Here is a 13,699-nt window from a genome sequence, read left to right as displayed (position 1 = left end):
TGGCCTGCATTCTTCAGGGCCGTGAACTGCCAGGGAGCTTGCAGCAAAGGTCGGGATGATTTTTGGCGCACCCAAGGTGCGTCGTAGGGAAGGTAAGCAAGATGGTACAGGTGAGAGCACACCAGCCGATCAACACCGACGGCAGTATCAATCTCGAGGCATGGCTGGATCATGCCATCAGTGTCGACCCGGCACTGGACCGTGAAGCCTTGAAAGCAGCCTGCGAGTTCGCTCGTGAGTCTGAGCAGCAAGACAATGCGGCCAAGAACCTGTGGGCCGAAGGCACGTCAAGCTTTCGCACCGGGTTGGAAATCGCCGAGATCCTCGCCGATCTCAAGCTGGACCAGGATTCGCTGATCGCCGCCGTGCTGTATCGCGGCGTGCGGGAAGGGCACATTCAGTTGGCGACCGTTGGCCAGCGTTTCGGCTCGGTAGTGGCCAAGCTGATCGACGGCGTGCTGCGCATGGCCGCGATCAGCGCCAGCCTCAGCCCGCGTCAGTCCCTGGTGCTGGGCACTCAGGGCCAGGTCGAAAACCTGCGCAAGATGTTGGTGGCAATGGTCGACGACGTACGCGTCGCGCTGATCAAGCTGGCCGAGCGTACCTGCGCGATCCGTGCGGTAAAAACCGCCGACGACGAGAAGCGTAACCGCGTCGCCCGCGAAGTCTTCGATATCTACGCGCCGCTGGCGCACCGCCTGGGTATCGGCCATATCAAGTGGGAGCTGGAGGACTTGTCCTTCCGCTACCTCGAACCCGATCAATACAAACAGATTGCCACGTTGCTGCACGAGCGGCGGCTCGACCGTGAGCGTTTTATCGCCGACGTGATGAACCAGTTGCGCTCCGAGTTGCAGGCCACCGGTGTCGAAGCCGACATCAGCGGCCGCGCCAAACACATCTATTCCATCTGGCGCAAAATGCAGCGCAAAGGCCTGGCTTTCAGCCAGATCTACGACGTGCGAGCCGTGCGTGTGCTGGTGCCGGAAATGCGCGACTGCTACACCGCGCTGGGTATCGTCCACACGCTGTGGCGGCACATCCCCAAGGAGTTTGACGACTACATCGCCAACCCCAAGGAAAACGGCTACCGCTCGCTGCACACCGCCGTGATAGGCCCCGAGGGCAAGGTACTGGAAGTGCAGATCCGCACCCATGCCATGCACGAAGAGGCCGAGCTGGGGGTTTGTGCGCACTGGCGCTACAAGGGCACGGACGTCAAGGCCGGGTCCAACCAGTACGAAGAGAAAATCTCCTGGCTGCGCCAAGTGCTGGAATGGCACGAAGAACTCGGTGACATCGGCGGCCTGGCCGAGCAGTTGCGGGTGGATATCGAACCGGACCGGGTCTATATCTTTACCCCCGACGGCCACGCCATCGATCTGCCGAAGGGCGCCACGCCGCTGGATTTCGCCTACCGCGTACACACTGAGATCGGCCACAACTGCCGGGGCGCGAAGATCAACGGGCGCATCGTGCCGCTCAACTACAGCCTGCAGACCGGTGAGCAGGTCGAGATCATCACCAGCAAGCACGGTACGCCGAGCCGCGACTGGCTGAACCCGAACCTGGGCTACATCACCACGTCGCGGGCGCGGGCGAAGATCGTCCATTGGTTCAAGTTGCAGGCGCGTGACCAGAACGTCGCCGCCGGTAAAACCTTGCTTGAACGCGAACTGGCACGCCTGGGCCTGCCGCAGGTGGACTTCGACAAGCTGGCCGAAAAAGCCAACATGAAGATTGCCGAAGACATGTTCGCCGCCCTCGGTGCTGGCGATTTGCGCCTGGCGCAACTCGTCAACCTGGCGCAGCAACTGGTCGAACCGGAACGCGGCAGCGAACAGCTGGAGCTGATCCCACGCAAAGCCACCGGCTACAAGCCTGGCAAGCGTGGCGATATCCAGATCCAGGGCGTGGGCAACCTGATGACGCAAATCGCCGGTTGCTGCCAGCCATTGCCGGGGGATGCCATCGTCGGCTATATCACCCAGGGCCGTGGCGTTAGCATTCACCGTCAGGATTGCGCCTCGGTGCTGCAATTGGGCGGGCGTGAGCCGGAGCGGATCATCCAGGTCAGTTGGGGCCCGGTGCCGGTGCTGACCTACCCGGTGGATATCATCATTCGCGCCTACGACCGTTCCGGTTTGCTGCGTGACGTGTCGCAAGTGCTGCTCAATGAGCGGATCAACGTGCTGGCGGTCAACACCCGCTCGAACAAAGAGGACAACACCGCGTTGATGTCCCTGACCATCGAGATTCCGGGGTTGGACGCACTGGGGCGGTTGCTGGGGCGGATTTCCCAGTTGCCGAATATCATCGAGACGCGGCGTAATCGCACGCCATGAACATCTGGATGAACGCGGTCTGAAAATGTGGGAGCGGGCTTGCTCGCGAATGCGGTGGATCAGCCAATGCATCTGGAACTGACACACCGTATTCGCGAGCAAGCCCGCTCCCACATTTGAGCGGCGGCGTTCCAACTTGATCAGGCACAAATTGATGTATTCACTCGAAGACCTGCTGCACCTGATGAACCGTCTGCGCGACCCGCAATACGGCTGCCCGTGGGACATCAAGCAAACCTACGCGACCATCGTCCCGCACACCTTGGAAGAAGCCTACGAAGTCGCCGACGCCATCGAGCGCGGCGATTTTGATCACCTGCAAGGCGAGTTGGGCGACCTGTTATTCCAGGTGGTGTATTACAGCCAGTTGGCGCGGGAGGAAGGGCGCTTCGAATTTGCCGGGGTGATCGACAGCATCACGCGCAAGCTGATCCGTCGCCATCCCCACGTATTCCCCACCGGCGATCTGTATGCACCGCTGGATATCCCGCAGCTGAGCGAAGAGCAGGTCAAGCAACGCTGGGAGCAGATCAAGGCCGAGGAGCGCGCGGAAAAATCCGACGCACCAGAGCAACTCTCCCTGCTGGACGATGTACCCACCGCCTTGCCATCCCTGTCCCGTGCCGCCAAGTTGCAAAAGCGCGCCAGCCAGGTTGGCTTCGATTGGCCATCGGCCTTGCCGGTGGTGGATAACGTGCGCGAAGAGCTCGATGAAGTGCTCGAAGCCATGGCCGATAACGACTCGGCGGCCATTGCTGACGAGGTCGGCGACCTGCTGTTTGCGGCGGTCAACCTGGCCCGCCACCTCAAGGTCGACCCGGAAACCGCACTGCGTGGCGCCAATGCCAAGTTCGAACGACGTTTCCGATTTATCGAACAGGCATTGCGCGATACCCATCGTCCCATAGAAGATTGCACCCTCGAAGAATTGGACGCCCTGTGGGGCGAAGCCAAACGTCAGGAAAAGAACATGTCCAGCTGCGGTTGAGCGGCTGCCTAAGTGAGTAAGCACCATGAGCATTTCCCTTCGCGATCAGTTACTCAAAGCAGGTCTGGTCAACCAAAAGCAGGCCAAGCAGGTCGGCAAAGACAAACAGAAGCAGCAGCGCCTGGTCCACAAAGGCCAGATCGAGGCTGACGACACCCAGGCCCGCCTGGCAGCCGAGGCAAAGGCTGAGAAGATCAAGCGCGACCAGGAGCTGAACCGCCAGCAGCAGGAAAAAGCCGAGGCCAAGGCCCGCACGGCCCAGGTCAAGCAACTGATCGAGACCTCGCGCCTGCCCAAGCTGACCACCGAGGACTACTACAACTTCGTGGATGACAAGAAGGTCAAGCGCCTGTCGGTCAACACCTTGATGCGCAACAAGCTGAGCAACGGATCCCTAGCGATCGTGCATCACGGCGGCAGCTATGAGGTGATCCCGCGCGAAGCAGCGCTGAAGATCCAGGAGCGCGCACCGGAGCGTATCGTGCAGCTCAACATCCTGACGGAGAGCCAGGTGCCGGATGAGGATGATCCGTACGCCGCCTACCAGATCCCGGATGACCTGATGTGGTAAGGCTTTAAAAATGACAAACCCCGCTCAAAAGGCGGGGTTTGTCGTTTGTAGTGAGCGGGCTTGTCGAATCGTCGCACCGCCCGCGCTGGGTGGCGAAGCCGCCCCAAACCAGGCGACGTGACTCTACCTGGAAATGCACGGTGTCTTTATTAGGGCGGCTTCGCCACCCAGCGCGGGGCAAGCCCGCTCACTACAGATATGTCTTCAGGAATCTTGCGCCTGGCGTCTCATCTCAAGGGTTTCGAGCTCGTTCTTATAATTTTGAGCGTCGCTCTCGTTGTGAAACATGCCGACCAGCAGGTCTTGTTGGTGTACGTCCCAGATGTGAATCCCATGGCCCAAGGCTTCGTGGGACATATGTTCGTCGTCGCGTTCAGTTACTTTTACAGTCATCTGCTTGCTCCAATCTCTGGTGGGTCTGCGGCAAGTCGTCGCAGGCTTTTGTTATATGTTTTGTTAGCTTGCTAAGTAAACCGACTTTTCGCGCAACAATTCATTGCAGCCGCTGCAACAGTCCTGCAGGCCGCGTAAATCGCGGTATTGCGTCGCAGGGTGTTGAGTTTTATGACAAAAGTTTCATGTTGGCGTAAGGCTTCAACACAAAACTTCCAGACGAAAAAAAGCCCCGCATTCGCGAGGCTCTTTGTTCCATCTACTGATCAGCTACCTTTGACAGCCTTACCGTCAACGGTGCCGTCCAGCAGCATGATGTTGTATTCCTTGCCGTCGGTCTCAACCTGGCGCAGGGCAACCAGGATGCCGCCCTGGTCCTTGGCAAACCACATCTGGGTGATGCGCTTGCTCTGCGACGGGTCGCGCACACGCTCGACCTTGATCGCGTCGATGGAGCCTACCTTGGTCTGGACCTTTTCAGGGCCGATGACGCGGAAGTCATAGGTATCGACGTCCGTGCCTTCGACCACACGGTAGCTCATGCTTTTCTTGCCGGCAGCCACGTCACGCTGGAGGGCGAGTTGGTAAGTCGACTTGTCGAGCATGCCACTTTCAAGGGTGACGTTGACCGGGTCTTTGTTTTCAAAACCGGTAACTTTCTTGGCGGATTGGTCGAAATCCAGATTGATCTTCTTCGCCTTCCCCAAGCCGCCGCGTTCGAAGGTGTAGCTCTTCGGTTGCAGTGTGTCCTTGTCGAACACGATCGCACTGGTTTCGGTCAGGCTGGCGATCATCATGGACGCCTTGAAGTTCAACGTCCAAGTGCCGTCGCTGTTCTTGGTCAGGCTGCGTTCTGCCGAACCACTCATGGGCAACTGTTTCCAGTCAGCGGTGTAGCTGGCGGAGAAGGGGTGAAGGTCTGCTGCTTGCACGGCAGGCAAGGCGAACAGCGCAAAAGCGAAGAGCAAGGCGCGACGCATAAAATCTCCTAGGTTCGAATCAAGTGGCCGCTGGCCGCGAGTAACTGACCGTCCAATAATGCACCCTGGTCGCCAAGAATCAACCGACCTTCGGCAAACCAGCGAACGGCCAGCGGGTAAATCCTGTGTTCCTGGGTGTGAACCCGTTGCGCAAGGCTCTGCGCCGAGTCGTCAGACTCTACCGGAACCACTGCCTGTACGACCAGAGGCCCGCCATCGAGTTCCTCGGTGACGAAGTGCACGCTGCAGCCATGCTCGCTGTCGCCGGCGTCTAGCGCACGCTGGTGCGTGTGCATGCCTTTGTACTTGGGCAGCAGGGAAGGGTGGATATTCAGCAGGCGCCCTTCGTAATGCCGTACGAAATCAGCGCTGAGGATGCGCATGAAGCCGGCCAGTACCACGAGTTTGGGGTTGAAGGCGTCAATCAGTTCGATCAAGGCGTTATCAAAGGCCTCGCGACCTTCAAAAGCCTTGTGATCCAAGGAGCGGGTGTCGATACCCGCGTCCCTGGCGCGTTGCAGGCCGTAGGCGTCGCTGCGGTTGGAGATCACCGCAGCGATGCGCACCGGGCTGTCGCCGGTGCGCGTGCTGTCGATCAGGGCCTGCAAGTTACTGCCGGTGCCGGAAAGCAGCACCACGACATCACAGGTCTGAGGCATCAGTGAGCCTTGAGGTTCTTCAGTTCAACCTGTGCCGCGCCTTCTGGGGCGGTGGCGATCTGGCCGATGACCCAAGGCTGCTCGCCGGCTTCACGCAGCACGTTCAGCGCGGTTTCAACGTGCTCTTGGGCCACGCAGATGACCATGCCCACGCCGCAGTTCAGCACGCGGTGCATTTCGGTTTCATCGACGTTGCCTTTCTCTTGCAGCCAGTCGAAGACCGCAGGACGCTGCCAGCTGGCCACGTCGACGATCGCCTGGGCGCCTTTTGGCAGGACGCGCGGGATGTTATCCAGCAAACCGCCGCCAGTGATGTGGGCCATGGCTTTGACTGCGCCAGTGTCCTTGATCAGCTTGAGCAGAGGCTTGACGTAGATGCGCGTCGGGGCCATCAGCAGGTCGGTCAGCGGCTTGCCGTCGAGCTGGATGTTCTCGATGTCGGCGCCGGACACTTCGATGATCTTGCGGATCAGCGAGTAGCCGTTGGAGTGCGGGCCGGAGGATGGCAGGGCCAGCAGGGCATCACCGGCAGCCACTTTGGAGCCGTCGATGATTTCGGCTTTTTCTACAACGCCGACGCAGAAGCCGGCCAGGTCGTAGTCTTCGCCTTCGTACATGCCTGGCATTTCAGCGGTTTCGCCGCCAACCAGGGAGCAACCCGACAGTTCGCAGCCAGCGCCGATGCCGGTCACCACCTGGGTCGCGGTTTCGACATTGAGCTTGCCGGTCGCGTAGTAGTCCAGGAAGAACAACGGCTCAGCGCCGCACACCACCAGGTCGTTGACGCACATGGCAACCAGGTCGATGCCGATGCTGTCGTGCTTGTTCAGGTTCAGCGCCAGGCGCAGCTTGGTGCCCACGCCGTCGGTGCCGGAAACCAGTACAGGCTGCTTGTAGCCGGCCGGGATTTCGCAGAGGGCGCCAAAACCGCCCAGGCCGCCCATGACTTCGGGGCGCGCAGTGCGCTTGGCGACGCTCTTGATGCGTTCGACCAATGCTTCACCGGCGTCGATGTCTACACCGGCGTCCTTGTAGCTCAGGGAGGGTTGCTTGCTCATGATCCAGGCCTTTAGGGGGGATTCAGGGGTAACGACCGAGCGGGCAGGCGCTTTTGGTAAAAGGCCCAGCCGTTGACGGTCTGCGAAGGCGCGCGATTTTATCAGGCTTGAGGGGCAGCGGCCATCCTCGGGCCGACGGGCAGGGCCATATAGGTCAAAAAAGCGGGTTAAAAAAATGCTAATCGACTCTGCTTTGGCACGTATTAAGGTATAGCCTTTAACCCGCTATCGTTATGACAGTACAAAAACTGCCATGACCCGGTGAATGTTTTACCGGTGGCTGTGGTCACAGCCTTGCCAAACCGAGTTCACGCGGTCTGTTGCAGCCGCTAAATTTGTCGTTCGGGAATCTTCCATGCGTCTGTGTAACTTCTTCTTTGTAGGCTGCTTGTCGTTGGTCAGCCTGGCGAGTCATGCCGAAACACTCAATGGCCTTTATCAAGTACTTGAGCCTGTCAGCAGCCAGTCCCCGCAAGAGCGCGACCAGGCTACCCAGCGTGCCGTGCAAACCCTGGTGATCCGCCTGACCGGTGATGCCAAGGCCGCCGAAGGCCCGGGCCTGGCGGCGATTCGCAAGGATCCGCAACAAATCATCACGCAATATGGGTACGACGCTGGTCCGCCGGAAAGCCTGCAAGTGGATTTTGATCCGGTCAGTACTGACCGCGCCTTGCGCGATGCGGGCCTGTCGATCTGGGGCAGCAATCGCCCCTCGATCCTCGGTTGGTGGTTGAACGACTCTACTGAAGGCAGCAGCCTGGTAGGCGACGGCCAAACCGTAGCCCAGGCGCTGCGCCGCGCTGCGCAACACCGTGGCCTGCCGTTGCGTCTGCCGCTGGGGGACCTGGATGAGCAGGTGGTCGCCACCGCGCCGAACTTGGAAAGTGCCGATGCCACACCGTTGCGCGCCGCCTCCGAGCGTTACGGCGCCGACGCCCTGCTGGCCGTGCATGCGCGCCAGGAAGGCAGCCAATGGCAGGCCAAATGGCGCCTGTGGCTGGGCGACAAGAACGAGCAGGGTACTGCGCAAGGCGCCGACACTGCTGCCGTGGCCGATGCGGTGATGCTGGCGGTCAGCCAGAAATTGGCGCCGCGTTTTGCGGTTAAGCCTGGCGTGAGCACCGAGCAATTGCTGGAAGTGCAAGGCATGACCCTTGAGCGCTACGCCGCGCTGGGTCATCTGCTTGAGCCCTTTGGTGGCCAGCCCCAACGGGTGGATGGCAATCGCATCGTGTACCGCGTCAACGGCAGTGCCGATCAGTTACGTACCCAGCTAAGCCTGGCCAAGTTGCAGGAGATTCCTGCCGGTGAAGCACCGGTCCAGCAGCCTGTAACAGATGGCGCTCAGCCTGCAATCGCACCTGAACCTCAAGCACAGCTGCGTTTTCGTTGGTAGCAGTTTTCTTCTTTATATAGATGGAGTGGTTTATGGCGGATACGCGTCGTTGGGTGTGGCTTGGCGGGATTGTCCTGCTGTGCGTCTTTGTGTTCCTGCTGCATTCGATCCTGACGCCGTTCCTGGTTGCGTTGCTGCTGGCGTATCTGTTCGATCCCGTGGTGGATCGCCTGGAAAAGGCTGGCTTGTCGCGTACCCTGGGGGTAGTGGCAGTGTTTGCGCTGTTTACCTTGATCATCACGGCATTGGTATTGGTGCTGGTACCCATGCTGGCCAAGCAGCTGTATCGCTTGTATGAACTGGCGCCGCAGATGCTCGATTGGCTGCAACACACGGCAATGCCGTGGGCCCAGGCCAAGCTCGGGCTGTCGGACGGCTTCTGGAAGTTCGACAAGGTCAAGGCGGCGATCAGCGAACACATGGGCCAGACCACCGATATCGTCGGTGTCATCCTCAGCCAGGCAACTGCGTCCAGCCTGGCGCTGATCGGTTGGTTGACCAACCTGGTGCTGATCCCGGTCGTGGCGTTCTACCTGCTGCGCGACTGGGACATCATGATGGCCAAGATCCGCAGCCTGCTACCGCGCGATCGTGAGGAGCGCATTGTTTCCTTGGCAGGCGAGTGTCATGAGGTGTTGGGCGCGTTTGTGCGTGGCCAACTGCTGGTGATGCTGGCGCTGGGCATCATCTATGCTGGCGGCTTGATGGCGATCGGTCTGGAGCTGGGCTTGTTGATCGGCCTGATCGCCGGCCTGGCCGCTATCGTGCCGTACATGGGCTTTGTGATCGGTATCGGCGCGGCGCTGGTGGCCGGGCTGTTCCAGTTTGGCGGTGACTTGTACCCGATGCTGGGGATTGTTGCGGTGTTCATGGTCGGCCAGGCGCTGGAAGGCATGGTGCTCACGCCCTTGCTGGTGGGCGACCGGATTGGCCTGCACCCGGTGGCGGTGATCTTTGCAATCCTGGCGGGCGGTGAGCTGTTCGGGTTTACCGGCATCCTGCTGGCACTGCCGGTGGCGGCGGTGATCATGGTGCTGGTGCGCCATATGCACGATCTGTACAAGGATTCGGATGTGTATACCGGCGTTGAAGACCCCGAGCTGTAACCGCTTCGTAACAAACCCGGCCAAGGCCGGGTTTGTTGTTTCTGGAGCAACGGCGCCAAACAATCTGCACAAATCCAACAAGTTAACGCAAACCTTTGATTTTGCTTGCGGTCTGCTGCATTGTGCGCCCGGCGTCACGGGTATAAACTTTGCAAACTTTACACAGAGGCCACTAACGGTTCGTTTGGAGCCGTTCAGTCAGCATGAAACCGATTCAGCTGCCCTTGGGTGTGCGTCTGCGTGATGACGCCACCTTTATCAACTACTACCCAGGCGCCAATGCCGCTGCACTCGGCTATGTCGAGCGGCTCTGCGAAGCCGACGCCGGGTGGACCGAAAGCCTGATCTATCTGTGGGGCAAGCACGGCGTAGGGCGTACTCACCTGTTGCAGGCCGCGTGCCTGCGTTTCGAGCAGATGGGCGAGCCAGCGGTTTACCTGCCCCTGGCTGAGTTGATGGACCGTGGCATCGGCATCTTCGACCACCTCGAGCAATACGAGCTGGTGTGCCTGGACGATCTGCAAGCGATCGCCGGCAAGGCAGACTGGGAAGAGGCGCTGTTTCACCTGTTCAACCGCCTGCGTGACAGCGGTCGGCGTTTATTGATTGCCGCCTCGACTTCCCCACGTGAACTTCCGATCAAGCTGGCTGACCTCAAGTCGCGTCTGACCCTGGCGCTGATCTTCCAGATGCGCCCGCTGTCCGACGAGGACAAACTGCGCGCCTTGCAATTGCGCGCGTCGCGTCGCGGCCTGCATCTCACCGACGAGGTGGGGCATTTCATCCTTACCCGTGGCACACGCAGCATGAGCGCCTTATTCGATTTGCTCGAGCAACTCGATCAGGCTTCCTTGCAGGCTCAACGAAAATTGACGATCCCTTTCCTGAAAGAAACGTTGGGCTGGTAACCCATTGAATTGACGGGGTTCGGCAATTTTCAGGCGCCAGAAAACCTGCGTTTGAACCGTATTGGTCACGCATTTCAATCGATAAATGGAATTACGGCTTAGATGGCATAGTCCAATCGGGAAGTCACATAGACCACGATTGAATTTGCAAATCGATGTGATAGAAGGCATAGTCTCGGCTTCTTTACATACCAGCCACGGTCGTGCCCATGCTAAATCGCTTCGCACCCCTCGTGCCTCTCGCACTCGTTACCCTGTTGTTTGGTTGCGCCTCCCACCCTCAACAGGTGGCAGAACAGCAAAAACCACAGGTTCAAAACCAGGCCAAATTTGTTGCTGCACAGTCTGCTTCTGTTTACGAAGAAGAGCTGGCAACTGAAAAAGAATTGGCCAATTTCTCCGGCAGCAAGCCTTACCAGCTTCCAGTTCTCGCCGACAGCATCCTCGAACGCGGCATGTCCCTGATCGGTACCCGTTACCGTTTCGGCGGTACTTCCGAAGCCGGTTTCGACTGCAGCGGTTTCATCGGCTACCTGTTTCGTGAAGAAGCGGGCATGAACCTGCCACGCTCCACTCGCGAAATGATCAACGTGAATGCACCGTTGGTCGCGCGAAACAACCTCAAGCCCGGTGATCTGCTTTTCTTTAGTACGGCAGGTCGTGGTCGCGTCAGCCATGCCGGTATCTACTTGGGCGATAACCAGTTTATCCACTCCAGCAGCCGTCGCAGTGGCGGTGTTCGAGTCGACAACCTGGGTGATAGCTACTGGAGCAAAACCTTCATCGAAGCCAAGCGCGCACTCGCCATGGCCCCGACGACGGTTACCGCTAGCAAGTAAACTTAAAGTGATACTTGAAGTTTGACGTGTAAGCGCTAGAATCCCTGGACATTGTTGTAATCCGTTCGCGCGAGCTTTGCTTGCGCGTTCTGGTTTTCAGCGTTCGGCAGCGAAAAGCCGCATCCAGACCAGGATTGTTCTGCACATGTCGACCTCGGCCCGCCTGATTCTTATTGTTTGCGCCGCGCTGCTCAGCGCCTGTGCAAGCCGCCCACCGCCGCCCGCGCCTGTCGCGGTGAAGCCTAAGCCGGTGTTCAACTATTCCACCCAGAATTTCTCGCCTGCGGCTGAAGATGTGCTCTTCCGCGCGCTGGGTCTGGTCGGCACGCCTTATCGTTGGGGCGGCAACACGCCGGACTCCGGGTTTGATTGCAGCGGTTTGATTGGTTTTGTGTTTCGCGACGCTGCCGGCATCTCATTGCCGCGTACTACGCGTGAACTGATCGTAATGCGCGCCCAGGACGTCAGCGAGCAGAACCTGCAGACCGGCGACCTGCTGTTCTTCGCCACCGGTGGTGGTTCACAGGTCAGCCACGCCGGGATCTACGTGGGGGAAGGGCGCTTTGTGCACGCGCCGCAAACGGGCGGTACGGTGAAGCTGGATACCTTGTCCAAGGCGTATTGGCAGAATGCGTACCTGAGTGCCAAGCGTGTGTTGCCGGCGAATCTGGCGCGTAATCCCTAGCGGCAGCTACGAGCTGTCAGCTGCAAAAAGGCGCAATGCCTGCTTGCAGCTTCAAGCGTGAGGCTTGCTGCTCCGCTATCTAGCGGCCGACACCCGCCATACCTTATTCCCCACATCATCGGCCACCAGCAAATCCCCCTGCTGGTCAATCACCACGCCCACCGGGCGGCCCATGGCTTTCTCGTCCTTATCGAGGAACCCCGTCAGCACGTCCACCGGCGGCCCTTTAGGCTGCCCACCCTCGAACGGCACGAAGATCACCTTGTAGCCACTGTGCGGCTTGCGATTCCACGAACCATGCTGGCCGATAAACGCGCCGTTACTGAACTGCGCAGGGAGTTTGCTGCCCTCGGCAAACGTCAGCCCCAGGGATGCGGTGTGCGGGCCTACCGCGTAATCCGGCGCGATCGCCTTGGCCACCAAGTCCAAATTCTGCGGATTGACCCGCACATCCACATGCTGCCCGTAGTAGCTGAACGGCCAGCCATAGAAGCCGCCATCCTTGACCGAGGTGATGTAGTCCGGCACCAGGTCGCTGCCGATTTCGTCACGCTCGTTGACTGCCGTCCACAACTTACCGCTCTGCGGCTCCCACGCCATACCGTTCGGGTTGCGCAGGCCGGAGGCGAAGATGCGGTGCTCGCCGCTGGCGCGATCGACTTCCCAGATCGCCGCCCGGCCTTCTTCCGCTTGCAGGCCGTTTTCACCGACGTTGCTATTGGAACCCACGCTCACGTACAGCTTGGTGCCGTCCTTGCTGGCCACCACGTTTTTCGTCCAGTGGTGGTTCAGAGGCCCGCCCGGCAGGTCGACGACGTTGGTGCCGGCTTGCTTGATCGCAGTGTCACCCGGTTGATAGGGGAAACGCAGCAGCTTGTCCGAGTCAGCGACGTACAGGTCGTTGCCGACCAGTGTCATGCCAAACGGCGAATTGAGATTCTCCAGGAATACCGTGCGCGTCTCTGCGACGCCGTCGTGGTCGGCGTCACGCAGTAGCGTGATGCGATTCGGGCTCGGCACCCCGGCGCCAGCGCGGCCCATGACTTTCTCCATGACCCAGCCACGAACGCCCTTGGAGTCATCCGGCTTGGGCGGCGCGTTGGTTTCCGCTACCAGCACATCGCCATTTGGTAGCACATACAGCCAGCGCGGATGGTCCAGGCCTTCGGCAAACGCCGCAACCTGGGTACCGGCGGCGGCCGTTGGCTTCACGCCCTCGGGCCAACCGATGGCGGGGGCGATATTGACGGTGGGGATCAGGGTTTTGTTCGGTTCCGGCAACTTGGGCGAAGGCCCGGTACCGTCGGAGACCTGGAGGGTGGAGCTTTCACCGCAGGCGGCGAGGGTGCCGGCGACCAGGATGAGTAGGGCAAGTCTTGTTTTATGCATGGTGTTCTCCTTAATACCTGTAAGGGTAGAGGAGGTCGGCGGTGCGATGGTTCAAGTGCAAGGTCAGCTTTCATTGACGCTCCACCCCCAACCCACTAACCTTCGCGGCTTGTTCCAGGTGCTCTGTGACCAATGGGTCGACCGAGTGAAACAGGGAAGCCGGTGAGTGAGCGCACTTGTACACAGTGCTGCCGCGATTCCGGCGCTGCCCCCGCAACGGTAAATGAGTCAAGACGCTGCCTTTTGCCACTGTATCGCCAGCGATATGGGAAGGCGTAGCGTTGGCCTGCGCGCTCTCTATACGAGGGCAACGGCGCCACTCATGAGCCCGGAGACCGGCCTGTTACATCCAACAGCATCACGGTGGGCGATGCTTGGCTGT

General features: G+C 59.7%; 13 protein-coding genes and 1 riboswitch. Of the genes, 8 read left to right on the top strand and 5 right to left on the bottom strand.

From position 1 onward, the window contains the following. Positions 1 to 101: 101 nt before the first annotated feature. The 3 genes from relA to HU722_RS21175 all read left to right on the top strand — a co-directional run bounded on the left by relA (position 102) and on the right by HU722_RS21175 (position 3,904). On the top strand, positions 102 to 2,345 hold the full coding sequence (relA, locus tag HU722_RS21185; protein ID WP_049712098.1) for a GTP diphosphokinase: 2,244 nt from the start codon (positions 102 to 104) through the stop codon (positions 2,343 to 2,345). Between the two features lie 154 nt (positions 2,346 to 2,499). After that, on the top strand, positions 2,500 to 3,333 hold the full coding sequence (mazG, locus tag HU722_RS21180) for a nucleoside triphosphate pyrophosphohydrolase (protein ID WP_065873797.1): 834 nt from the start codon (positions 2,500 to 2,502) through the stop codon (positions 3,331 to 3,333). Between the two features lie 25 nt (positions 3,334 to 3,358). After that, positions 3,359 to 3,904, top strand: coding sequence for a DUF2058 domain-containing protein (locus HU722_RS21175; RefSeq protein WP_065873796.1), 546 nt, complete (start codon positions 3,359 to 3,361; stop codon positions 3,902 to 3,904). A 204-nt stretch (positions 3,905 to 4,108) separates the two neighbouring features. Here the strand turns inward: HU722_RS21175 and HU722_RS21170 are convergent, their stop codons facing one another. The 4 genes from HU722_RS21170 to purM form a co-directional block, all read right to left on the bottom strand. Then, positions 4,109 to 4,297 carry a hypothetical protein gene (locus tag HU722_RS21170; RefSeq protein ID WP_065873795.1) on the bottom strand — a complete coding sequence of 63 codons (189 nt, stop codon included), beginning with the start codon at positions 4,295 to 4,297 and terminating at the stop codon, positions 4,109 to 4,111. Positions 4,298 to 4,563: 266 nt separating this feature from the next. Next, positions 4,564 to 5,277: a DUF3108 domain-containing protein gene (locus HU722_RS21165; RefSeq protein WP_065873794.1), complete on the bottom strand. Its 714-nt coding sequence runs from the start codon at positions 5,275 to 5,277 to the stop codon at positions 4,564 to 4,566. Positions 5,278 to 5,285: 8 nt separating this feature from the next. Beyond that, complete coding sequence (purN, locus tag HU722_RS21160; RefSeq protein WP_065873793.1) at positions 5,286 to 5,936, bottom strand: phosphoribosylglycinamide formyltransferase; 651 nt, start codon at positions 5,934 to 5,936, stop codon at positions 5,286 to 5,288. After that, complete coding sequence (purM, locus tag HU722_RS21155; protein WP_065873792.1) at positions 5,936 to 6,994, bottom strand: phosphoribosylformylglycinamidine cyclo-ligase; 1,059 nt, start codon at positions 6,992 to 6,994, stop codon at positions 5,936 to 5,938. The genes purN and purM overlap by 1 nt, the downstream gene beginning before the upstream one ends. Before the next feature lie 355 nt (positions 6,995 to 7,349). Here purM and HU722_RS21150 point away from each other — a divergent pair, with 355 nt between their 5' ends. From HU722_RS21150 to HU722_RS21130, 5 genes are all read left to right on the top strand, one after another. Then, positions 7,350 to 8,390 carry a DUF2066 domain-containing protein gene (locus tag HU722_RS21150; protein WP_065873791.1) on the top strand — a complete coding sequence of 347 codons (1,041 nt, stop codon included), beginning with the start codon at positions 7,350 to 7,352 and terminating at the stop codon, positions 8,388 to 8,390. Positions 8,391 to 8,422: 32 nt separating this feature from the next. Then, positions 8,423 to 9,496, top strand: coding sequence for an AI-2E family transporter (locus HU722_RS21145; protein ID WP_065873790.1), 1,074 nt, complete (start codon positions 8,423 to 8,425; stop codon positions 9,494 to 9,496). Positions 9,497 to 9,699: 203 nt separating this feature from the next. Further along, entirely contained in the window at positions 9,700 to 10,404 is a 705-nt protein-coding gene (gene hda, locus HU722_RS21140; protein WP_025855817.1) for a DnaA regulatory inactivator Hda, read from the top strand. Between the two features lie 209 nt (positions 10,405 to 10,613). Beyond that, complete coding sequence (locus HU722_RS21135; protein ID WP_065873789.1) at positions 10,614 to 11,243, top strand: C40 family peptidase; 630 nt, start codon at positions 10,614 to 10,616, stop codon at positions 11,241 to 11,243. Between the two features lie 145 nt (positions 11,244 to 11,388). Next, positions 11,389 to 11,928, top strand: a complete 540-nt coding sequence (locus HU722_RS21130) for a C40 family peptidase (RefSeq protein ID WP_046036011.1) — start codon at positions 11,389 to 11,391, stop codon at positions 11,926 to 11,928. A 75-nt stretch (positions 11,929 to 12,003) separates the two neighbouring features. On the opposite strand, the gene HU722_RS21125 is transcribed toward HU722_RS21130, so the two are convergent. Beyond that, positions 12,004 to 13,317 carry a PQQ-dependent sugar dehydrogenase gene (locus HU722_RS21125; protein WP_065891093.1) on the bottom strand — a complete coding sequence of 438 codons (1,314 nt, stop codon included), beginning with the start codon at positions 13,315 to 13,317 and terminating at the stop codon, positions 12,004 to 12,006. Between the two features lie 99 nt (positions 13,318 to 13,416). Then, positions 13,417 to 13,675: riboswitch (cobalamin riboswitch) on the top strand. Positions 13,676 to 13,699: the final 24 nt, after the last annotated feature.

It is taken from the genome of Pseudomonas tritici (assembly GCF_014268275.3).
Lineage (GTDB): Bacteria > Pseudomonadota > Gammaproteobacteria > Pseudomonadales > Pseudomonadaceae > Aquipseudomonas > Aquipseudomonas tritici.
This window is presented reverse-complemented; position numbering and strand designations above follow the sequence as displayed.

Coding starts and splice junctions, on each gene's coding strand:
- hda (WP_025855817.1), top strand. CDS start 9,700: ATGAAACCGATTCAGCTGCCCTTGGGTGTGCGTCTGCGTGATGACGCC.
- HU722_RS21150 (WP_065873791.1), top strand. CDS start 7,350: ATGCGTCTGTGTAACTTCTTCTTTGTAGGCTGCTTGTCGTTGGTCAGC.
- HU722_RS21135 (WP_065873789.1), top strand. CDS start 10,614: ATGCTAAATCGCTTCGCACCCCTCGTGCCTCTCGCACTCGTTACCCTG.
- HU722_RS21125 (WP_065891093.1), bottom strand. CDS start 13,317: ATGCATAAAACAAGACTTGCCCTACTCATCCTGGTCGCCGGCACCCTC.
- HU722_RS21175 (WP_065873796.1), top strand. CDS start 3,359: ATGAGCATTTCCCTTCGCGATCAGTTACTCAAAGCAGGTCTGGTCAAC.
- purN (WP_065873793.1), bottom strand. CDS start 5,936: ATGCCTCAGACCTGTGATGTCGTGGTGCTGCTTTCCGGCACCGGCAGT.
- mazG (WP_065873797.1), top strand. CDS start 2,500: ATGTATTCACTCGAAGACCTGCTGCACCTGATGAACCGTCTGCGCGAC.
- HU722_RS21130 (WP_046036011.1), top strand. CDS start 11,389: ATGTCGACCTCGGCCCGCCTGATTCTTATTGTTTGCGCCGCGCTGCTC.
- HU722_RS21145 (WP_065873790.1), top strand. CDS start 8,423: ATGGCGGATACGCGTCGTTGGGTGTGGCTTGGCGGGATTGTCCTGCTG.
- relA (WP_049712098.1), top strand. CDS start 102: ATGGTACAGGTGAGAGCACACCAGCCGATCAACACCGACGGCAGTATC.
- HU722_RS21165 (WP_065873794.1), bottom strand. CDS start 5,277: ATGCGTCGCGCCTTGCTCTTCGCTTTTGCGCTGTTCGCCTTGCCTGCC.
- purM (WP_065873792.1), bottom strand. CDS start 6,994: ATGAGCAAGCAACCCTCCCTGAGCTACAAGGACGCCGGTGTAGACATC.
- HU722_RS21170 (WP_065873795.1), bottom strand. CDS start 4,297: ATGACTGTAAAAGTAACTGAACGCGACGACGAACATATGTCCCACGAA.